Annotated in this window: 22 protein-coding genes, 1 tRNA gene and 1 riboswitch; of the genes, 14 read left to right on the top strand and 9 right to left on the bottom strand. The window is 68.7% G+C overall.

Annotated elements, in window-relative coordinates:
- Positions 1-29: 29 nt before the first annotated feature.
- The gene (locus tag ACWD6R_RS22215; protein ID WP_451820273.1) at positions 30-1340 is read right to left on the bottom strand and encodes a PTS transporter subunit EIIC; all 1311 of its coding nucleotides are present in this window, start codon (positions 1338-1340) and stop codon (positions 30-32) included.
- Positions 1341-1519: 179 nt separating this feature from the next.
- Here ACWD6R_RS22215 and ACWD6R_RS22220 point away from each other — a divergent pair, with 179 nt between their 5' ends.
- The 4 genes from ACWD6R_RS22220 to rdgB all read left to right on the top strand — a co-directional run bounded on the left by ACWD6R_RS22220 (position 1520) and on the right by rdgB (position 3822).
- The gene (locus tag ACWD6R_RS22220) at positions 1520-1795 is read left to right on the top strand and encodes a glucose PTS transporter subunit EIIB (protein ID WP_451820274.1); all 276 of its coding nucleotides are present in this window, start codon (positions 1520-1522) and stop codon (positions 1793-1795) included.
- A 157-nt stretch (positions 1796-1952) separates the two neighbouring features.
- On the top strand, positions 1953-2690 hold the full coding sequence (rph, locus tag ACWD6R_RS22225) for a ribonuclease PH (RefSeq protein WP_451820275.1): 738 nt from the start codon (positions 1953-1955) through the stop codon (positions 2688-2690).
- Positions 2691-2792: 102 nt separating this feature from the next.
- Positions 2793-3185, top strand: a complete 393-nt coding sequence (locus tag ACWD6R_RS22230; RefSeq protein WP_451820276.1) for a hypothetical protein — start codon at positions 2793-2795, stop codon at positions 3183-3185.
- A gap of 34 nt (positions 3186-3219) precedes the next feature.
- On the top strand, positions 3220-3822 hold the full coding sequence (gene rdgB / locus ACWD6R_RS22235) for an RdgB/HAM1 family non-canonical purine NTP pyrophosphatase (RefSeq protein ID WP_451820277.1): 603 nt from the start codon (positions 3220-3222) through the stop codon (positions 3820-3822).
- Positions 3823-3869: 47 nt separating this feature from the next.
- On the opposite strand, the gene ACWD6R_RS22240 is transcribed toward rdgB, so the two are convergent.
- The 4 genes from ACWD6R_RS22240 to bcp form a co-directional block, all read right to left on the bottom strand.
- A tRNA-Leu gene (locus ACWD6R_RS22240) sits at positions 3870-3948 on the bottom strand.
- A 14-nt stretch (positions 3949-3962) separates the two neighbouring features.
- Complete coding sequence (locus ACWD6R_RS22245; protein ID WP_451820293.1) at positions 3963-4748, bottom strand: HNH endonuclease signature motif containing protein; 786 nt, start codon at positions 4746-4748, stop codon at positions 3963-3965.
- A gap of 56 nt (positions 4749-4804) precedes the next feature.
- Positions 4805-5425, bottom strand: coding sequence for an HNH endonuclease (locus tag ACWD6R_RS22250; protein ID WP_451820278.1), 621 nt, complete (start codon positions 5423-5425; stop codon positions 4805-4807).
- 223 nt (positions 5426-5648) lie between these two features.
- Complete coding sequence (bcp, locus tag ACWD6R_RS22255) at positions 5649-6116, bottom strand: thioredoxin-dependent thiol peroxidase (RefSeq protein WP_451820279.1); 468 nt, start codon at positions 6114-6116, stop codon at positions 5649-5651.
- Between the two features lie 127 nt (positions 6117-6243).
- Between bcp and ACWD6R_RS22260 the strand changes: the two genes are divergently transcribed.
- The 3 genes from ACWD6R_RS22260 to ACWD6R_RS22270 all read left to right on the top strand — a co-directional run bounded on the left by ACWD6R_RS22260 (position 6244) and on the right by ACWD6R_RS22270 (position 7456).
- Positions 6244-6564 (top strand): DUF3618 domain-containing protein, encoded by a 321-nt coding sequence (locus tag ACWD6R_RS22260; RefSeq protein WP_406419861.1) that lies wholly within the window; start codon positions 6244-6246, stop codon positions 6562-6564.
- A 54-nt stretch (positions 6565-6618) separates the two neighbouring features.
- Positions 6619-6957: a GroES family chaperonin gene (locus ACWD6R_RS22265; protein ID WP_030923137.1), complete on the top strand. Its 339-nt coding sequence runs from the start codon at positions 6619-6621 to the stop codon at positions 6955-6957.
- 73 nt (positions 6958-7030) lie between these two features.
- Positions 7031-7096: riboswitch (guanidine-III (ykkC-III) riboswitch) on the top strand.
- 39 nt (positions 7097-7135) lie between these two features.
- Complete coding sequence (locus ACWD6R_RS22270) at positions 7136-7456, top strand: DMT family transporter (protein WP_451820280.1); 321 nt, start codon at positions 7136-7138, stop codon at positions 7454-7456.
- Positions 7457-7466: 10 nt separating this feature from the next.
- Here ACWD6R_RS22270 and ACWD6R_RS22275 read toward each other — a convergent pair whose 3' ends face one another.
- A complete protein-coding gene (locus ACWD6R_RS22275; RefSeq protein WP_451820281.1) occupies positions 7467-9794 on the bottom strand; it encodes a transglycosylase domain-containing protein in 2328 nt (775 codons plus the stop codon).
- A 212-nt stretch (positions 9795-10006) separates the two neighbouring features.
- On the opposite strand from ACWD6R_RS22275, the gene ACWD6R_RS22280 reads away from it, so the two are divergent.
- From ACWD6R_RS22280 to ACWD6R_RS22290, 3 genes are read left to right on the top strand one after another with little or no spacing between them, the layout of a single operon-like run.
- The gene (locus tag ACWD6R_RS22280) at positions 10007-10807 is read left to right on the top strand and encodes an ABC transporter permease (RefSeq protein ID WP_451820282.1); all 801 of its coding nucleotides are present in this window, start codon (positions 10007-10009) and stop codon (positions 10805-10807) included.
- Entirely contained in the window at positions 10800-11672 is an 873-nt protein-coding gene (locus ACWD6R_RS22285; protein WP_451820283.1) for an ABC transporter permease, read from the top strand. The genes ACWD6R_RS22280 and ACWD6R_RS22285 overlap by 8 nt, the downstream gene beginning before the upstream one ends.
- A 24-nt stretch (positions 11673-11696) precedes the next feature.
- Positions 11697-12677 (top strand): ABC transporter ATP-binding protein, encoded by a 981-nt coding sequence (locus tag ACWD6R_RS22290; protein WP_451820284.1) that lies wholly within the window; start codon positions 11697-11699, stop codon positions 12675-12677.
- A gap of 199 nt (positions 12678-12876) precedes the next feature.
- Here ACWD6R_RS22290 and ACWD6R_RS22295 read toward each other — a convergent pair whose 3' ends face one another.
- Positions 12877-13248 carry a hypothetical protein gene (locus ACWD6R_RS22295; protein WP_451820285.1) on the bottom strand — a complete coding sequence of 124 codons (372 nt, stop codon included), beginning with the start codon at positions 13246-13248 and terminating at the stop codon, positions 12877-12879.
- Between the two features lie 152 nt (positions 13249-13400).
- Between ACWD6R_RS22295 and ACWD6R_RS22300 the strand changes: the two genes are divergently transcribed.
- On the top strand, positions 13401-14795 hold the full coding sequence (locus ACWD6R_RS22300) for a DUF445 domain-containing protein (RefSeq protein WP_451820286.1): 1395 nt from the start codon (positions 13401-13403) through the stop codon (positions 14793-14795).
- A 185-nt stretch (positions 14796-14980) separates the two neighbouring features.
- On the opposite strand, the gene ACWD6R_RS22305 is transcribed toward ACWD6R_RS22300, so the two are convergent.
- Positions 14981-15283, bottom strand: a complete 303-nt coding sequence (locus ACWD6R_RS22305) for a hypothetical protein (RefSeq protein ID WP_451820287.1) — start codon at positions 15281-15283, stop codon at positions 14981-14983.
- A 177-nt stretch (positions 15284-15460) separates the two neighbouring features.
- Between ACWD6R_RS22305 and ACWD6R_RS22310 the strand changes: the two genes are divergently transcribed.
- The 3 genes from ACWD6R_RS22310 to ACWD6R_RS22320 all read left to right on the top strand — a co-directional run bounded on the left by ACWD6R_RS22310 (position 15461) and on the right by ACWD6R_RS22320 (position 18212).
- The gene (locus ACWD6R_RS22310) at positions 15461-16963 is read left to right on the top strand and encodes an MFS transporter (protein ID WP_451820288.1); all 1503 of its coding nucleotides are present in this window, start codon (positions 15461-15463) and stop codon (positions 16961-16963) included.
- Positions 16960-17538 (top strand): TetR/AcrR family transcriptional regulator, encoded by a 579-nt coding sequence (locus tag ACWD6R_RS22315; protein ID WP_451820289.1) that lies wholly within the window; start codon positions 16960-16962, stop codon positions 17536-17538. Before ACWD6R_RS22310 ends, ACWD6R_RS22315 begins: the two co-directional genes overlap by 4 nt.
- A gap of 164 nt (positions 17539-17702) precedes the next feature.
- Positions 17703-18212, top strand: a complete 510-nt coding sequence (locus ACWD6R_RS22320; protein WP_451820290.1) for a hypothetical protein — start codon at positions 17703-17705, stop codon at positions 18210-18212.
- 235 nt (positions 18213-18447) lie between these two features.
- On the opposite strand, the gene ACWD6R_RS22325 is transcribed toward ACWD6R_RS22320, so the two are convergent.
- On the bottom strand, positions 18448-18885 hold the full coding sequence (locus tag ACWD6R_RS22325; protein ID WP_451820291.1) for a cupin domain-containing protein: 438 nt from the start codon (positions 18883-18885) through the stop codon (positions 18448-18450).
- Between the last annotated feature and the right edge of the window lie 767 nt (positions 18886-19652).

Raw genomic sequence — 19652 nt, forward strand, 5'->3', positions numbered from 1 at the left:
CGGGAGCTCCGTCGTCGGCGGCCGAAGACCTACTTGACGAGGTCTTTCTCGATCTGTGCCTCCAGTTCGTCGGGCTCGCGCCCGGGAGTCTGGAGGTCGAACCTGGTGATGGCGAACCGGAAGATCACGTAATACGCCACTGCGAAGCAGAAGCCGATCGGAATGATCATCCAGGGCTTCGTGGCCAGGCTCCAGTTGATGACGTAGTCGATCAGACCCGCCGAGAAACTGAAGCCGTCCTTCACGCCGAGCCCCCAGCTCACCGCCATCGAGACACCGGTGAGCACGGCGTGGATCACATACAGAAGCGGGGCGACGAAGAGGAACGAGTACTCGATCGGCTCGGTGATGCCCGTCACGAACGACGTCAGACCGACCGAGAGCATCATGCCGCCGACCGCCTTCCGGCGATGCGGCTTGGCGCAGTGGTAGATCGCCAGCGCCGCAGCCGGGAGCGCGAACATCATGATCGGGAAGAAGCCCGTGGTGAACTGCCCGGCCGTCGGATCGCCCGCCAGGAACCGGTTGATGTCACCGTGCACGACCGTCCCGTCCGGTTTGGTGAAGTCGCCGAACTGGAACCAGACGAACGTGTTCAGGAACTGGTGCAGGCCGACTACCAGCAACGCGCGGTTGGCGATGCCGAAGATGCCGGAGCCCAGCCAGTTCAGGTCCACCAGCCACTTGGAGAAACTGGTCAGACCGTCACCGATCGGCGCCCACAGCCAGGCGCACAGGGCGGCGAAGGCCAGACCGACGAACGCCATGATGATCGGCACGAGCCGGCGGCCGTTGAAGAAGCCCAGCCAGTCGACCAGCTTGACCCGGTGGTACCGCTGCCAGAACCACGCCGACATCAGCCCCATCACGATGCCGCCGAACACCCCGGGGTTCTGGTACTGGGCGGCCGTCACCTTCGCGTTGCCGGTGACGCAGGTGCCGAACCAGGTGCCGCCCGCCGTGAAGGTGGAGCCCGGTGCGCAGTCCACCGGGAAGGCGTGCAGCACCGCGTAGTAGACGAGGAAGCCGGTCACCGCCGCGAGCGCCGTCGAACCGTCCGACTTCTTCGCCATGCCGATCGCGACCCCGACGCAGAACAACAAGGGCAGGCCGAGACCGGAGTCGAGGAGCGCTCCACCGGCAGCGGCGAAGACCTTCGCGACGTTGTCCCAGCCGAGACCCTCGTTGCCGAACACGTCCGGCTGACCGAGCCGGTTGAGAATGCCGGCCGCCGGCAGCACCGCGATCGGGAGCTGGAGGCTGCGTCCCATCTTCTGGAGGCCCTGGAAGAAGCCGTGCCACCACACCTTCCGTGGTGCTGTGGCGCTGCTTGAGCTCATCGGCATCCTCCCGGAACAGGCCACGTCTGGCGGTCGTCGCAAAGTGGTGCAGACCAGTTGCGGTGCGGTGCGCAACCCGCCCGGAGGACAGAGCACCGGTGATCGTCATCATTGGTGATGATCAGGTTGCTCGCTCGCGAAGTTGGGCCAACCGTGCGTTACCGTGACGAAACGGACCCATGGTGGGCCGGCGCCGGACGAGAAGAACCAGGGAGAACCACATGGCCAGCAAGGCTGAGAAGATCGTCGCCGGGCTCGGCGGGATCGACAACATCGAAGAAATCGAAGGCTGCATCACCCGCCTCCGCACCGAGGTCATCGACCCGAGCAAGGTCGACGAAGCCGCGCTCAAGGCCGCCGGGGCCCACGGCGTCGTCAAGATGGGCACCGCGATCCAGGTCGTCATCGGCACCGACGCCGACCCCATCGCCGCCGACATCGAAGACATGATGTGACGACCACTCGCTGAGCGGGCCCGGCTCCGCACCCCACAGGCCCCGATCCCGCCAGAACGGGGCCTGCGGCACACCGCCACCGCCCCCCGCTGCACCCTCACCCGCTCCCCGGCACACCCCGACCGGCGCCCACGGCCCAGCCGATAGGCTCGACGCCATGTCTCGTATCGACGGCCGCACCCCCGAAGAGCTCCGCCCCATCACCATCGAACGCGGATGGAGCAAGCACGCCGAAGGCTCAGTCCTCATCTCCTTCGGCGACACCAAGGTCTTCTGCACCGCCTCCTTCACCGAAGGCGTCCCGCGCTGGCGCAAGGGCAGCGGCGAAGGCTGGGTCACCGCCGAATACTCCATGCTGCCCCGCTCCACCAACACCCGCGGCGACCGCGAAGCCGTACGCGGCAAGATCGGTGGCCGTACCCACGAAATCAGCCGCCTCATCGGCCGGTCCCTGCGCGCCGTGATCGACTACAAGGCGCTCGGCGAGAACACCGTCGTCCTCGACTGCGACGTCCTCCAGGCCGACGGCGGCACCCGCACCGCCGCCATCACCGGCGCGTACGTCGCCCTCGCCGACGCCATCACCTGGGCCCAGGGCAAGAAGCTCATCAAGCACGGCCGCAAGCCGCTGACCGGCACCGTCTCCGCCGTCAGCGTCGGCATCGTCGACGGCGCGCCGCTCCTCGACCTCTGCTACGAGGAGGATGTCCGCGCCGAGACCGACATGAACGTCGTCTGCACCGGCGACGGCCGCTTCGTCGAGGTCCAGGGCACCGCCGAGGCCGAGCCCTTCGACCGCAAGGAACTGAACGCGCTCCTCGACCTCGCCACCAGCGGCTGCGTCGACCTCAGTGCCATCCAGCAGGCGGCCCTCGCCCGCACGCTCGGCGAGTAAAGAAGCAACCAAGTACGCACCACACAGCGTCATTACGAGTACGGACGCACGGGTCGAACCGTGCGTCCGTCCGCGTATCCGCACCCGGGGAGGAACCGCACCATGGCCAAGGCCACCCGCCACCGCCGCATCACCGTCGCGCTGACCCTGACCGCTCTCACCCTCACCGCCGCGGTCGGCTGCGGCGCCGTCGACAAGGCCCTCGACTGCGTCCGTACCGCCGACGCCATAGCCACCAGCGTCGACAACCTCCAGCAGGCCGTCTCCAACGCCTCGAACGACCCCACCCAGGCATCCGAGGCCCTCGACGAGATAGACAAGGAACTCGGCAACCTCGGCGACAAGACGGACAACGCCGACCTCTCCAAGGCCGTCGACGACCTCCAGGCCGGCGTCAAGAACGTCCGCGACGCCGTCGACAAGGGCGACGCCACCCCGGACATCACTCCGGTCACCGACGCCGCCAAGGAGATCGGCAACGTCTGCACCTCATAGCGGACCGCACCCGGCACCCCGCGATAATCGGCACATGACCCGCCTGATCCTCGCCACCCGCAACGCCGGGAAAATCACCGAACTCCACGCGATCCTCGCCGACGCAGGGCTCAGCCACGAACTCGTCGGCGCGGACGCGTACCCCGAGATCCCCGACGTCAAGGAGACCGGCGTCACCTTCGCCGAGAACGCCCTCCTCAAGGCGCACGCCCTGGCCCAGGCCACCGGCCACCCCGCGATCGCCGACGACTCCGGCCTCTGTGTCGACGTACTCGGCGGCGCCCCCGGCATCTTCTCGGCCCGCTGGGCCGGCACCCACGGCAACGACCGCGCCAACCTGGACCTGCTGCTGGCCCAGCTCTCCGACATCGACGACACCCACCGCGCCGCCCACTTCGCCTGCGCGGCAGCTCTCGCCCTCCCGGACGGCACGGAACGCGTGGTCGAGGGCCGCCTCCTGGGCACCCTCCGCCACACCCCGTCCGGCACGAACGGCTTCGGCTACGACCCTATCCTGCAGCCGGAGGGCATGACCCGGACCTGCGCGGAACTGACCCCGGCGGAGAAGAACGCGATCAGCCACCGCGGCAAGGCGTTCCGGGCGCTGGTGCCGGTGGTGCGGGAGCTGGTGGGGTGACAGCACGATGCCGGGTCTCCTCGGAGGAGCCCGGCATCGGCTTCGTATGGTGCGCCCGGTCGGACTCGAACCGACACAAAACACGACTACCTAAAAGTCGCCGCTCACCAGTTGGCGTACGGGCGCAAACCAAAGCAATGTTACTGCTTCCTGGGGGATGAACGGGAGCGATTGGCGAATGTATCCGTCTGGCTGTGGCAGGACGGACAGAGGTACCGCAGGTTCTCGCGGCGATTGTCCAGCCGGTCGCCATTGATGTGGTCGATCTCCAGCACCAGGCGCTTGCCCCGCCAGACATCGCCAATGCCACACGCTGCACACTCGTGCGGAACGTTCAGGTCATCAAGCGCGCGTCGCAGATGAGCGGTCCTCGTCCGGGGCGAGGGCGGGTCGAGCCGCCTCAGGATCTCCCCCGCAGGTTTGCGATAGGGAGAGGAGGCTCCGAGGAAATGGCCCTGCCCTGTGAAGTGTTCGGTTGAGATGCTGTGTGCTTCGATGCTGCGCTTCACGAGAGCGCGACCGGCGCCGTTGTCGGCACGACCCAGAAGCTTGAGTATGCCTGCGAAGCTGAACGAGGCCTCCACGGCCGCCACCAGCTCGTCTCGGTTCAGGATGCCTGCTCCGTATCGGCGCCCGCGCGTGAAATGTGAGGTGTCGATGCCGTACTGATCGAGTTTCTTGCGGATATGGCTGTACGGGCTGTCTTGTGGTGGGAGGCCCATGTACTCCAGCACTTCCCGGATGCTGTAGGAGCGCGCCGCGGCCTCGGCGAGGAGTGCTTCCGAGTACGAGCGACGTTCTCGCTCCGGCAGCAGTTCCTCGCGGAAATGGGATGTGTCTATGCCGTAGTGCCGCAGGCGCCGGTTCAGGTAGGAGCGCGCTCCGCTGCCGAGCGTGGCGCCGAGTCTGCGCATCAGATCCACCATGCCGGATGACTCGGCTGCAGCCGCCGCCAGCCGCTCGCGCGTGTACTGGGGACTTTTCACACCGCCTTCCGCTTCCGCCCGCGGTAAGTGTCGGTCACCGAGTGGCAGTTGGGGCAGAGGAACTGCAGGTTCTCCGGTCGGTTGTCCCACCAGTCGGCGTTCTTGTGATCCACCTCAAGTCGCAGTGGTTTGCCGTTCCATACGGCGCCTGTCCCGCATTCGGCGCAGCGCTCCGGTATTCCGAGCCGAAGGAGTTCTCGGCAGAGTCGTGAGCGTTGGATCCGCCCGTCCTGCGGAGAGCCCAGAACGAGTAGGTTGCCGCGTGAACCTTTCGCGCGGCCTCGGCGCATCGTGAAGTGGGATATGTCGATGCCCAGTGACGCGATCCGCCTGCTGATGTGCGCGTGGCTGCCGCCGACAGGGTTGATCCCCAGCCGTTGCAAGACCTCTCTCACCGATGCGGACGCTGCAACCGATTCCCGCAAAGATTCCTCCGAGTACCGCACCCACTTCTTCGGGAAGTGGGAGGTATCGATGTTCGCCTCTGCCAGCTTCTGGCGCAGGTAGCGCCTGCTGCCCGCCGTCGGCGTGCCCCCGCACCAGCGGACCGCGTCGTCGTAGTTGGTCGTCTCGCATGCCGCCTCTTCAAGCAGCTCTCGCGTGTATCGAACCGCCATCGATCCCCTCCGTATCCGACCGCGCGTTCGCGGCCTTGTACGGAGCAACGAACCGTTTATCGGATGGTCACGTCCGATATGCGGCGAGATGTGGAACGGCCCGCACCACTTCGGCTGAAGCGGTGCGGGCCGTTCCCGGGGGACGGGGCTTCTGTGCGGTCATGGCGGTCGCAGACCGATGGGGAGTGAAAGTGCGACGCCCGTCACAGGGGCGTGGCGTCGGTCAGATGCCGAGGTCCTTGATGATTTTGGCGACGTGGCCGGTGGCCCTGACGTTGTAGAGGGCGTGCTCGACCTTGCCTTCTTCGTCGACGACGACGGTGGAGCGGATGACGCCCGTCACGGTTTTGCCGTAGGAGTTCTTCTCGCCGTACGCGCCGTATGCCTCGAGGGTTTCCTTGGAGGGGTCGCCGACGAGCGTGACCTTGAGGTTTTCCTTCTCGCGGAACTTGGCGAGCTTCTCGGGCTTGTCGGGGGAGATGCCGATGACTTCGTATCCGGCGCCGGCCAGGAGTTCCAGGTTGTCGGTGAAGTCGCAGGCCTGCTTGGTGCAGCCGGGGGTGAGGGCGGCCGGGTAGAAGTAGACGATGACCTTGCGTCCCTTGTGGTCGGCGAGCGAGATGTCGTTGCCGTCGGCGTCGGGGAGGGTGAAGGCGGGGGCGGTGTCACCGGGCTGGAGTCGCTCGCTCATGGTTCTCCTCAGGGGCGTGTGGGGTGTACGGGACCGAGCGTAATAGGGGTGCCGTCGGGTATGCGGGCGGCTGAGCTGACAGACTGGCGATGAAGGTTGACCGGACGAGGACCACGGAGGCGGCGCAGTGTCGGATGCCAGGACCCCTGCGCAGATCGAGGCGGACATCATCAGCAGGCGTGAGCAGCTTGCGGTGGTGCTCGATGAGATCGGGGTGCGGGTGCACCCGAAGACGATCATCGGTGATGCGAAGGCCAAGGCTGCCGAGGCCGTGGACCGGACGGCCGGGCGGGCGTTCGTCGCGGTGAATCGGACGGTGTCGGACGTGAAGGCGCAGTTTGTGTCGGAGGATGGCGCGCCGCGTCTGGAGCGGGTGGTTCCGGCGGCGTTGCTGGCGGTCGGCGTGGTGGGGCTGCTTGTGGTGTCGGTGCGGCGCAAGAAGCGCTGAGAAGACTGACCCCGGGGGCGTGCGGGACGGCTGCGGGCAGGTAGGTTTCGGGTCGTGAGCGAGAACACCGACGACAAGCTGCCCATTCGCATGCTGCATGACCGCGTGCTGGTCCGGTCCGATACGCCTGAGGGCGAGCGGCGTTCGGGCGGCGGCATTCTGATTCCGGCGACTGCTGCGGTGGGGCGCCGGCTGGCCTGGGCCGTGGTGGTTGCGGTCGGCCAGAATGTGCGGACGGTGGAGCCGGGCGACCGGGTGCTGTATGACCCGGAGGACCGTGCCGAGGTCGAGGTGCGGGGTGTGGCGTACGTGCTGATGCGGGAGCGGGATCTGCATGCGGTGGCGGCGGACCGGTTCGAGGGTTCGGTGGATTCGACCGGGCTGTATCTGTAGCCCTGTAGCTCTGTTGTCTGCGAGATGTGTGGCGTAAGGCCTGGTGACCGGTGTCACCAGGCCTTACGCATGCTCTTTGCTATGTTGGTGGGACCCCGACGAGACGCGCCGTACCGGGTTTCCGCAAAGACGACGCACCCGTGATGTCCGTGTGTCTGTGGTGTTCGGAGGTGCCGTCGTGGCGTGGGTTCTGCTGGTTGTTGCCGGTCTGCTGGAAGTGGGCTGGTCGATCGGGATGAAGTACACGGATGGGTTCACCCGGTTGTGGCCGAGTGTGTTCACCGGGTTCGGGATCGTGGCCAGCATGGTGCTGTTGTCGCAGGCGGCGAAGTCGTTGCCGATCGGTACGGCGTACGGCGTGTGGGTCGGTATCGGTGCGGCGGGGGCGGCGGTGCTCGGCATGGTGGTACTGCATGAGCCGGTGACCGCCGCCCGGATATTCTTCGTGTCTCTGTTGCTGGTGGCTGTGGTGGGGCTGAAGGCGACGTCGGGGCACTGAGCCCCGTAGGTCACTCGTCCGGGGTCGGGCGGGCGCCGTCGGCGTCCTGGGGCAAGAGTTCTTCGATGCCGCCGTTGTCGCTGCCGAGGATGTCCGCGCTGCCGCCGAGCGGGGGGCCGGTGGGCGGTGCCGAGGTGGCGGCGCCGCTGCTGGCGGGGCTGGTGGGCGGGGTGCTGGGCGGGCTGCTCGGCGGTTGGCCGGACGGTGTCTCGGACGGGGTACCGGTGTCGGTGGGGCCGGTGCCTTCGTCGGTGGGCAGGGCGGATTCCTCGGCGCCCCTTTCGAGTTCGAGGGCGAATTCTTCGATGCTGCTGCCGCTGAGTGCGGCGCCGGTGTACTGGGCCCAGGTCTGGGCGGGGGCGCCGCCGCCGTTGACGCGGGACAGGCCGAGTGCTCCGTAGAGCGGTTTCTGTACGCCGGTGTCGGGGTCCTGGCCCATGACGGCGATGACGGTCGCGAGGTTCGGGGTGTAGCCGGCGAACCAGGCGGCCTTGTCCTCCTCGGCGGTGCCGGTCTTGCCGGCGGCGGGGCGGCCGGCGCCCTGGGCGGCGGTTCCCGATCCGTTTTCGACGACGCTCTGCAGGATCGAGGTGGTGGTGTCGGCGGCTTCGCGGCTGACGGTTCGCTTGGTGTCACGGCCGGGGAGTGCGAGTTCCTCGGCGTCCTTGCTGATCTTGTCGACGAGGGTGTAGGTGCCGTGCCTGCCGTGGTTGGCGAGTGTCGCGTACGCCTGGGTCATGTCGAGGACGCTGGCGGTGGCGGTGCCGAGTGCGATGGACGGCGAGGCGGTCAGGTCGGGGGTGTTCTTGGGGATGCCGAGGGAGATGGCGGTGTCTTCGACGTTGCCGGGGCCGACGTCCTCGGCCATCTGCGCGTAGACGGCGTTGACGGACTTGTCGGTGGCCTCTCGGACGGTGATGGGTCCGTAGCTGTTGTCGTCCTCGTTGGCGGGGGCGTATCCGGTAGGTCCGTTCGGGCCCTGCACCATGCGTCTGTTGGTGCCGTCGTAGAGGGTGTTGGGGGTGATGCGCCGGCCGTCCTGGGTGGTGGACCGGTTGGCGACGGCGGAGGTGAAGACGAACGGTTTGAAGGTGGAGCCGACCTGGTAGTCGCGGCGGGTGGCGTTGTTGACGTACTGCTTGGTGTAGTCGATGCCGCCGTACATGGCGACGACCCGGCCGTTCGAGGGGTCGATGGAGGCGCCGCCGACGCGGACGTTGCGGTCGGCCGGGCGCTCCTTGCTCGTCATCGACATCACGTTGTCGTTGACGGCTTTGACCAGGGCGTTCTGTTTCTTCTTCTCCAGTGTGGTGGTGATGCGGTAGCCGCCGGTGGCGAGCGTGTTCTCGTCGATGATCTTGTGGGTGGTGAGGTAGTCCTTGACGGCCTGGACGATGTAGCCGCGCTGTCCGGAGAGTCCGGTGGCGGGCTTCACCTTGTCGGGCACGGGGAACCGCATGGTGGCGCGTTCGGATGCGCCGAGCCAGTTCTTCTTGACCATGCCGTCGAGTACGTAGTTCCAGCGGGCGACGGCCGCGGCCTTGTTCTCGGGGTGGACGACGACGTCGTACACGCTGGGGGCGTTGAGCAGGGAGGCGAGGTACGCGCCTTCGGCGGTGGTGATGTCGCCGATGTCCTTGCCGTAGTACGCCTGGGCCGCAGCCTGGATGCCGTAGGCGTTGCGGCCGAAGTAGCTGGTGTTGAGGTAGCCCTCGAAGATCTGGTCCTTGCTCACTTCGCGGTTGAGTTTGATCGCGATGAAGAACTCCTTGGCCTTGCGCATGACGGTCTGTTCCTGGCCGAGGTAGTAGTTCTTCACGAACTGCTGGGTGATGGTGGAGCCGCCCTGTTTGCCCTTGCCGGTGAGGGTGTTCCAGCCGGCGCGGGCCATTGCCTTGATGTCGACGGCGCGTTCGGAGTAGAAGTTCCGGTCCTCGGCGGCGAGGACGGCGTGCTGGACGCTGAGGGGGACCTGGGCGAGCTGGATGTTCTGCCGGTTGATCTCGCCGTCGCGGGCGATGAAGCTGCCGTCCTTGTAGAGGTAGACGTTGGACTGCGCGGTGGCGGTGGGGTTGGCGGGCGGAATGCCGACGAGCTGGTATCCGGCGATGAATCCGCCGATCAGGACCAGGGCGATGACGAGGAGCGTGGCGAGCGTCACCCGCCAGGTGGGGACGGCCCGGCGCCGGCCGGTGCGTCCGGGGCGGTTCCTGCTTCCCTTTTTCTTCCCGCCGGGGGCGGCTGGGCCTGCGGGGGCGCCGGTGCCGGCAGAGGGGTCCCTCGGGGCCCAGTTCCCGTTGCCGGGCCCCCCGCTCTGCTGCTGTGGCTCGTCGCTCATATCAGTGGAGACTCCTCGACTGCGGTCAATTCCCCCATAGTGCCCTTTTCTGTGGAATAAGCCCCGGATCGACCCCGGGCCGACCTGTGATCGCTCCCGGATCGGCCGCCGAAAAGCGGTCGCGGTGGCTGTTCCCGCTGCACTAAGGTCGTGCGCTTTGGTGTCCAACGCGGTTGGGTGCACGAGTGCGAACGAGCGCGAGGGTGATGGGGATGCGGTTGTACGCGGTGGTTGCGGCGGGCGGGTTCCGGCGCCATGCCACCTATCGAATCGCGACGGCGGCGGGGGTGTTCACCAACACCGTCTTCGGTTTCATCCTGGCGTACACCTATACGGCGCTGTGGGACGAGCGTCCGCAGCTCGGCGGCTACGACATGTCCCAGGCGCTCACGTATGTGTGGCTGGGGCAGGCGCTGCTGGCGACCTCCGCGATGATGGGCGGCGGTTTCGAGGACGAGTTGGTCGAGCGGATCCGTACCGGTGATGTGGCGGTCGACCTCTACCGGCCGGTCGATCTTCAACTGTGGTGGCTGGCCGGTGACTTGGGGCGGGCTGTGTTCCAGCTGCTGGCGCGCGGCGTCGTGCCGATGGTGCTGGGGGCGCTGGCGTTCCCACTGGCTCTGCCCGGCTCGCCGGGGGTCTGGTTGGCGTTCCTGGTTTCGGTGACGCTCGGGGTCGTGGTCAGTTTCGCTCTGCGCTATCTGGTGGCGCTCTCCGCGTTCTGGCTGATGGACGGGGCGGGTGCGGCGCAGATCGCGTTCCTGGCGGGGCTGTTCTTCTCGGGGCTGCTGCTTCCGCTGACGTTGTTCCCGGGGGTGCTGGGCGAGGTGGCGCGGGCGTTGCCGTGGTCGGCGCTCCTCCAGGTGCCGGCCGATGTGTTCCTCGGGAAGCACGCGGGGTGGGGGCTGGTGGAGGCGTTCGCTTTCCAGGGCGGCTGGGCGCTGGCGTTGTTGTTGGCGGGGCGGTTGGTGCAGTCGGTGGCGACGCGGAGGGTGGTGGTTCAGGGTGGCTGAGGTCACCGAGGTCTCGAGGGCCGTCGAGGTTCCCGATGCGGTGTTCGCCGAGCGGTCGAGGCTGGTCGAAGGGGTTCGTGCGTACGGGCTGATCGTCGCGATGTGGCTGCGTTCGACGATGGCGTACCGTGCCTCGTTCGCCATGACGGCGTTCGGGAACTTCGCGGCGACGGGCTTCGACTTCGTCGCGATCCTGCTGATGTTCGCGCACGTCGACGAGTTGGGCGGCTACACGCTGCCGGAGATCGCCCTGCTGTACGGGGCTTCGGGCACCGCGTTCGGGCTGGCCGATCTGGTGCTGGGGTCGATGGACCGGCTGGGCCGCCGGGTCCGGGACGGCACGCTGGACACGCTGCTGGTGCGCCCGGTTCCGGTGCTCGCCCAGGTGGCGGCGGACCGGTTCGCGCTGCGCAGGCTGGGGCGGATCACGCAGGGGCTGCTGGTGCTCGGTTACGGGCTCGCGGTGCTGGACATCGCGTGGACGCCGCTGAAGGTGGTGATGGTCCCGCTGATGCTGCTGAGCGGGGCGGCGATCTTCGGCGCGGTGTTCGTGGGCGGGGCGGCGTTCCAGTTCTTCGCGCAGGACGCGGCGGAGGTGCAGAACTCCTTCACGTACGGCGGGAACACACTGCTGCAGTACCCGCCGACGGTCTTCGCGAAGGACCTGGTGCGCGGGGTGACGTTCGTGGTGCCGCTGGCCTTTGTGAACTGGCTGCCCGCGCTGTATGTGCTGGGCCGGGAGTACCCGCTGGGGCTGCCGGAGTGGGTGGCGTTCCTGCCGCCGGTGGTGGCGGGGGTGTGCTGGGTGCTCGCGGGGGCGGCGTGGCGGGCGGGGCTGCGTTCGTACCGGAGCACGGGCAACTGAGGACGAGCGGAGCGAGGACGGGTCATGGATACGGGTACGGGTTTCATTGAGCTCGACGGTGTCGAGAAGGTCTTCGAGGTGCGCCGCAGGACGGGTTTCCTGCGCAGCGAGCGGCGCGAGGTCCGCGCGGTCGACGGGATCGGCTTCCGGGTGGAGCGCGGCGAGATGGTCGGCTACATCGGCCCGAACGGCGCGGGCAAGTCGACCACCATCAAGATGCTGACGGGCATCCTCACCCCGAGCGGCGGGCGGCTGCGGGTCGCGGGCATCGACCCTTCCAGGGAACGTACGAGGCTGGCGCACCGGATCGGTGTGGTCTTCGGCCAGCGCACCACACTCTGGTGGGACCTGCCGCTGCGCGACTCGTACCGGCTGGTGCACCGGATGTACCGGGTCCCCGACGCCCGGTTCCGGGAGAACCTGGACCGTTGTGTCGAACTCCTGGATCTGGGCGAACTGTTGGACGTGCCGGTGCGGCAGCTGTCGCTCGGGCAGCGGATGCGCGGCGACATCGCGGCGGCGCTGCTGCACGACCCGGAGGTGCTGTATCTGGACGAGCCGACGATCGGTCTGGATGTGGTCTCCAAGGCCAAGGTCCGTGAATTTCTTCGGGACTTGAATGCCGAGCGGGGCACGACGGTGCTGCTCACCACCCACGATCTGACGGACATCGAGCAGCTCTGCCGGCGGGTGATGGTGATCGACCACGGCCGCCTGATGTACGACGGTGCGCTCGCCGGGCTGCATGAGATCGGTGAGAGCGAGCGCACGCTGGTCGTGGACCTGGAGCGTGAACTCCCGCCGATCCGAATGGAGTCGGAGCCTTCGGTGCGTACGGTGAAGGTGGAGGGGCCGAGGCAGTGGCTGGCCTTTCCGGCGTCGGGTTCGGCGGCTCCGCTGGTGGCGCGGATCGCTGCGGAGTATCCGCTGGTGGATCTCTCGGTGCGGGAGCCGGACATCGAGGCCGTGATCGCGAAGATGTACGCGTCGGCCGAAGCGCGCTAGTGCCGTGACCGGCAATGTTTGCCCCATGAGGAGCGTCGTCCAGTGCGTGCGATCGCAAGGCGGCCGGAAGTCCCCCAGTGGGGTCTCCCCTGCTCGAACGAAGTTGAGAGCTTGGGGAAGGAGCTACCAGGACTTTTGGCCAACGCGGCGAGCGGGCGTGCTGGGCGGCGCGACGGGGCAAAGCTTGCCGGGAGGGGCACTAGATCCGAAGTGCGGGCGGGGTCGGTGTAAAGCGCAAGCGGACGAAGGCGGACAGGGAGCGTGCCCGGCAGCTGAAGAAGGGGCCTGGGGCGAATGAGTCCGTCCGGCGCTTGAGGTCGCGGCGGACGCACCGCCCACCGCGTCGCTTTCTCTCCGCCACCCCGGCCATGGGCGCCCCGGCCCAGGTGGCGACCCAGACGCCGGTGGAGTGGGCGGGCGCGGCGGGCGGACGGGCCGCCGGCTGCGCGCCGACCTGTTGCGACCCGGCACGGGAGAACAGCGCGGACCCGGCGTACGCCATGAACGCGGCAAGCGCGGCGGTGCCCGCCACGAGGGCGATGAGCAGGGCGGTTCCCTGACGCCTGGGCATGGGCGCGGTGTCTCCTCGTGGTGCTGGGGGCTGGTCTCATGATGGGGCACAGTGCCGGGAACTCGACATGCGGCCCGGGAGTACGTCAGGTAGGGACAATGCGTACGGGGCGCCGGGGGCGATGCGTACGCGGACGCGGACGGGTGGAGCGGATGGAACGGATCGAACGGACCAGGTCGGGCGAGCCGGGCGGCGGACCGGCCGAGCCCGCACAGGCACGTGGCGGCGCGGACGGGAGCTCCGGCACCGCAGCCTCCGCTCACGCACGCCCCGCCTCTCTCGCCTCCTTCGCGTACACGGCCGCGGACGAGGAGAAGCGGCGTGGTGTGCGCCGTATGAAGACCACGGCCACCGGCCTCCTTCTGCTCGTCGCGCTCGTGTACGTCCTCGCCACCTGGGCGAAGAACGCGGGTGTGGGCGGCTGGCCGGGCTTCGTCGCCGCGGCCGCCGAGGCGGGGATGGTGGGTGCGCTGGCCGACTGGTTCGCTGTCACGGCGCTGTTCAAGCGTCCGCTCGGCCTGCCGATCCCGCACACCGCCATCATCCCCACCAAGAAGGACCAGCTCGGGACCTCTCTGGGTTCCTTCGTCGGGGAGAATTTTCTTTCGGGCGATGTCGTGCGCGGCCGGATCCAGGCGCTGGGCATCGGCGGCCGGCTCGGTGCCTGGCTGGCGGAGCCGGACCACGCCGACCGGGTCACCGCCGAGCTGGCGACCGCGCTGCGCGGCGCGCTGACGGTCCTGCGGGACTCGGACGTGCAGGCCGTGGTGGGTGAGGCGATCACCCGGCGGGCGAACGCGGCGGAGGTCGGCCCCGGCCTCGGGAAGATGCTGGAGAAGATCGTCGCCGACGGCGGCCACCGCCGGGTCGTGGACCTGATCTGTGTACGTGCGCACGACTGGCTGGTGCTGCACGGCGACTCCGTGATGGACGCGGTGCAGGGCGGGGCGCCGGGGTGGACGCCGCGGTTCGTCGACAAGCGGGTGGGGGAGCGGGTCTACAAGGAGCTGCTGCGTTTCGTGACGGAGATGCGGGACATGCCGGGGCATCCGGCGCGCGCCTCGATCGACACGTTCCTGACGGACTTCGCGGCCGACCTCCAGACCGACTCGGACACCCGGGCGCGGGTGGAGCGGCTGAAGACGGAGATCCTGGGGCGCGGCGAGGTCCAGGAGGTCATCGCGTCGGCCTGGGCGTCGGTACGCACGATGATCATTGCGGCGGCGGAGGACGAGCAGAGCGAGCTGCGGCTGCGGGCGCGCGCCTCGCTGATGTCGCTGGGCGCGCGGCTGGCGACGGACGGGCGGCTCCAGGCGAAGCTGGAGGGCTGGCTGGAGGACGCGGCGGTGTATGTCGTCACGACGTACCGCACGGAGATCACCTCGCTGATCAGTGACACGGTCGCGGGCTGGGACGCGGACCAGACGTCGAAGAAGATCGAGGCGCATATCGGCCGTGACCTGCAGTTCATCCGGATCAACGGCACGGTGGTGGGTGCGCTGGCGGGCCTGCTGATCTACACGGTGTCGCAGGCGTTCGGCGCGTGAGCGCCGTCCCCCGGTGAGGGTCCGGGTGCGTACCCGTCCTGTCGTACGGGTACGCACCCGGCTTCGACGCCGCCCCACCTGTTCGCGCGGCCTTTCAGACCGGCCGGCAATGGGGGGAGTGCTCTTGAATACGGACGCCGGCGCGCCCGCGTTCAGTGTGCTGCGGGCCTGGCCGGAAAAATTTCTCAGGCGGCGCGGCGGGTGACCGCCCACGACGCGGCGGCGACGGTGCCCGCCACGGTGAAGACGGCGGGCCAGGCGCCGACCTTCTTGGCCAGCGGGTGCGATCCGGCGAACGCGGCGACGTACGCCGTGGTCAGTGCGACGGCCGCACGCGGTCCGGCCTGCCGGTTCCACTCGTACGCGGCGACCGTGCCCGCTGCGGCGAGCGCGATCCCACCGAGCGGCCGCTTCTTGGTCCACCGCGCGACCGCGTACCCGCCGACGAGTCCGCTCGCCGCCACTGCCGCCGTAGGAACCTTTGCCATCGCCGCCACCTTCGCTTTCTTGTGTCGTGGCTTCTTCTCGTGCTGTGGCTTCCGAGGCTAACGCGGCGGGTGGACGTCCGGGCTTTCCAGGGGGTGCACAAGCGTTTACCCTAGGAGGTGAACGTCTGTGCACCCCCTGGCTTCCACCGCCACCGCCGAGCACCCCACGGAGATCGCATGCCCGCGGACACATCTGCCCCCGACGGGGCAGCCGCCCGGACACCGGCCCCGCACCACCCCCGTTTCGCCGTGGGCGTCCTGGCCTTCTGCGGGGTCGTGGTCGCGGTCATGCAGACGATCGTCGTCCCGCTTCTGCCGCACATCCCGGCCCTCACCGGCGCGACCCCCGCCGCCGCGAGCTGGCTGGTCACCGTCACCCTCCTCACCGGCGCCGTCTTCACGCCCGTGCTGGGCCGGGTCGGCGACATGTACGGCAAGCGCCGGGTGCTCGTCGCCTCGCTCGCGGTGCTGGTCATCGGTTCCGTCCTGTGCGCGGTCAGCTCCCACATCGGCGTACTGATCACCGGCCGCGCCCTCCAGGGCGCCGCGCTCGCCGTCGTACCGCTGGGCATCAGCATCCTGCGCGACGAACTCCCGCCCGAGCGTGTCCTCTCCGCGGTCGCCCTGATGAGTTCGACGCTCGGCATCGGTGCGGCCGTCGGGCTGCCGGTCGCCGCGCTCGTCGTCGAGCACTTCGACTGGCACACCATGTTCTGGGTGTCGGGAGTGATCGGCCTCATCGACATCGTGCTGGTGCTCTGCTGCGTACCCGAGTCCCCGCTGCGCTCGCGCGGCCGTTTCGACGCCGTCGGCGCGCTCGGGCTGTCCGCCGCCCTGGTCTGTCTGCTGCTCGCGGTGACGCAGGGGGCCGACTGGGGCTGGACGTCGGTCCGCACGGTCGGACTGCTCGTCGCCGCCGTCGTGGTGGCGCTGCTCTGGGGCGCGTACGAACTCCGCGTGACGACGCCCATGGTCGACCTGCGGGTCTCGGCCCGCCCGGCCGTCCTGCTGACCAACGTCGCAGCTCTGCTGATCGGCTTCGCTTTCTACGCGAACTCGCTGGTCACCGCGCAGATGGTGCAGGAGCCGAAGGCGACCGGTTACGGGCTCGGCGCCTCGCTCGTCGTCAGCGGACTGTGCCTGCTGCCGGGCGGCGTGTCGATGGTGGCGCTCTCGCCGGTCTCGGCACGGATCTCCGCGACGTACGGACCGAAGGTCAGCCTGACGCTGGCGGCCGGGATCATCGCCGTCGGCTACGTGGTGCGGTACTTCACCAGCCACAGCCTGTGGCTGATCATCGCCGGTGCGACGGTCGTCGCGTCGGGCACGGCCATCGCGTACTCGGCGCTGCCCGCGCTGGTGATGCGCGGGGTCCCGGTCAGCGAGACGGGCGCGGCCAACGGTCTCAACACGCTGATGAGATCGATTGGGCAGGCGTTCTGCAGCGCGACGGTGGCCGCCGTCCTGGCCGGCCTCACGTTCCGGGTGGGCGGCCGGACGGCTCCGACGCTCCACGCGTATCAGCTGGTCTTCCTGATCGCGGCGGGCGCGGCGCTGCTGGCGCTGACGGTCACCCTGTTCCTGCCCGGCAGGCGTACGGCCGGGGCGGGTACGGTCGGAGAGAGCCGCGGCGACCGCAAGGGCGGTGCGCGGACGATCACGATCGAGGAGGGCGCATGACCGGCAGCCAGGCCACCGCTCCGGCTCCGGCCCCCATCGACCCCGGCTCGGGCCGGGACGCGATCCTGCGGGCGGCCCGGCGGGCGTTCACCCAGCGTCCGTACGCGGATGTGACCATCCGGGGGATCGCCGCCGATGCGGGAGTCAGCCCCTCCCTGGTGGTCAAGCACTTCGGCCGCAAGGAAGAACTCTTCAACACGGTCGCCGACTTCGGCCCTGCCGCCGAGGAGCTCTTCGACGCCCCGCTGGACGAGCTCGGCCGCCACATGGTGATCACGCTCGTGCGCCGTCGCCGCGAACAGCAGACGGACCCGCTCCTGCGCGTGGTGTTCTCCCTCGGCAACCGGGACGAACGCTCGCTGCTGCGCGACCGCTTCCACGAACAGGTCACCGAGGCACTGACCGCCCGCCTCCCCGGCCACGAACGCGCCCTGCGCGCCGAACTGATCGCCGGCCACCTCCTCGGCCTCGGCGCCACCCTGAGCCTGCACCGCGAGGGCGCGGGTGCACTGGCCACCCCCGAACACCTCGCGGACCTGTACGCGCCCGCGCTCCAGACCCTGATCACGGGCTGAGGGCGGCACGATCCGCCGGTGCGGTGTGCGTGGTCCCCGGCGCGCGGGACACGACGCGCGTCTGGACCGGCCGGGCGAACTGCGCTCGCGGATCGAGGAGTTCACGGCCCGCTTGGTGCGACCGACTGTGAGGTATGGTCTGGCCCAATTGGCGAGGGGGCCTCATGTCTGTCCGTACGTTCGCACGCGCTGCCGCGGCGCTGCCGCTGCCTCTGTTCCTGGGCGCATTCCTGGTGGGCTGCAGCAGCGCCGGCACGACGGAGGGGCCCGGCGGCGACGTCCCGTACGTGGCACCGTCGGCGAACGCCGAGGCGTCAGCCGCCGCGGAGGAGGCCGCCGCATCCGAAGCACTCGCGACCAGGCCCGCACTGGTCCGCGACGCCTTCGCCACTCTCCAGGCCACCCTGGACGAGACCTGTACCCCCGGCGCGGGTGACTGCGGCTACGTCCTGGGCCGGGTCAACGACCAACTGGTGGGTCTGGAAGCGTCGATGAAGGCGTACCCGAACGGTCCCGGCCACTTCAAGGAGCCCGTGGCGTGGGTGGCCGGGCTGCGCACGTCCCTGAAGGGCGACACCTCCACGGCCAATCTGGAGAAGCACCGCTCCGAGCTGTTCGGCACGCGCGACCGCATCAACACCTGGATGCAGGGCCACCCGGAGGACTACCGCTGACGGGGCCACGTCGTCCACGGCACCCGGCCTCGAGGGCGTGTCCATGAACTGTCCGATGCCCGCGCGGTGGTGACGCCGGGCCACGCTGCACACGTACCTTTCGGCATCGGGTCGACGATTTCGTGTACGCGGTGACGCAATTACTCGGTTCCCGTGGGCCATTGCCGTATAGCCGGTCGGCTCGCCGGCGTCCGGGAACCGGCCCGCCGTCCGCGTGTGGAGTGCACCGCCGCCGTCAGGCAGGACGCGGAGCCCGCCGGTCCTTACGCTGTGCCAGCTCCTCGTCGTCGACCAGCGTCAGCATGGGCTGACCCGGCGCGCACATCATCGTCACGAGGAATCGGCTCCGGCAGTCCGCCCGGTTGTTTCCGTCCTGATAGTGGATGACGTCGCCGCCAGGCTCCCAGAATGTTTCCCCGGCCTTGATCACGCGCTCCAGCTCGCCTTCGAGCTCGAAGAGCATCTCCCCCTCCAGCATGTAGCCGAATGCCGGGCCCGAGTGCCGGTGCGGAGGTGTGCCGGGGTCGCCCGGGGGAAATTCGATGAGAACGGTCATCGCCTCGGCCCCCTCCGGGATGTAGGGCGGCTTTGCCGTCTGCAGCACGGTCAGCGCGGTCTTCCACGCTTCGGACCGCGGTCCCTGCTCTGTGTTCGCCCGCTCGGTGCTCGACATGATGAAGCCTCCAGTGGTGCATGGCGGTCTGTGGAGCCGCCCGGGCCGGACAGCGAGGTTCGATCACCCCCGTAGGGAATGATCGGCCTATGCGGCTCGGACGAGGCGGAGAGCTTGTTGCTGTTCCTCCTGTCGCGCCTGTTCGGCAACTACGACCGAAGGCCCTCGCGATTCGCGACATCGCCGCCATTCGGCCCGCGTTGTCGCCGGTGCAGCCGAGCGATCGATCGCTCTTGGCGCCGGCCCATATGCCGGACGGAACGCTCGAAGCTGCCGGGGTGACGCATGGGAACGCCCGATGACGGCGGCGTAGGTCAGCCGGACCCCGGCCTGCATGGCCAGTCTCGCACCGGCTCGGACATGACGCCTGTCGCCCGCCGCGGCACGGGGGCTCGGTCCTGGGCGCGTGTGGTATCAGTCCTGGCGGCCAGAAACCATGTGAGGCCCTAGGCCGTTTCGTTTGGATCACCGAGCCCGACTGCATCAAGATGCCGCATCACCGGTTGGGGCGGGTCATGTGTCGCTCGTCGCTGTTGCGCTGCTGGTGGGTCCTGCAGCCGGGCACGTGTGCGGCTCCCCGAGATGATCCGGTGGTCGAGGCCGCCGGAAAAAAATTCGGGCGAGGGCCGATGAGTTTCTTCGTGATCCGCAGTCAGAAATCATGGATGGTGTGCTGCAGCCGCGAGTTCGGTCGAAGCGTGCACCGACCTGACCTGCTGAGAACCAGATACGAGACACCGAGGAACCTTAGATGCGTACCCTGATCA

It is taken from the genome of Streptomyces sp. NPDC005151, assembly GCF_053599875.1.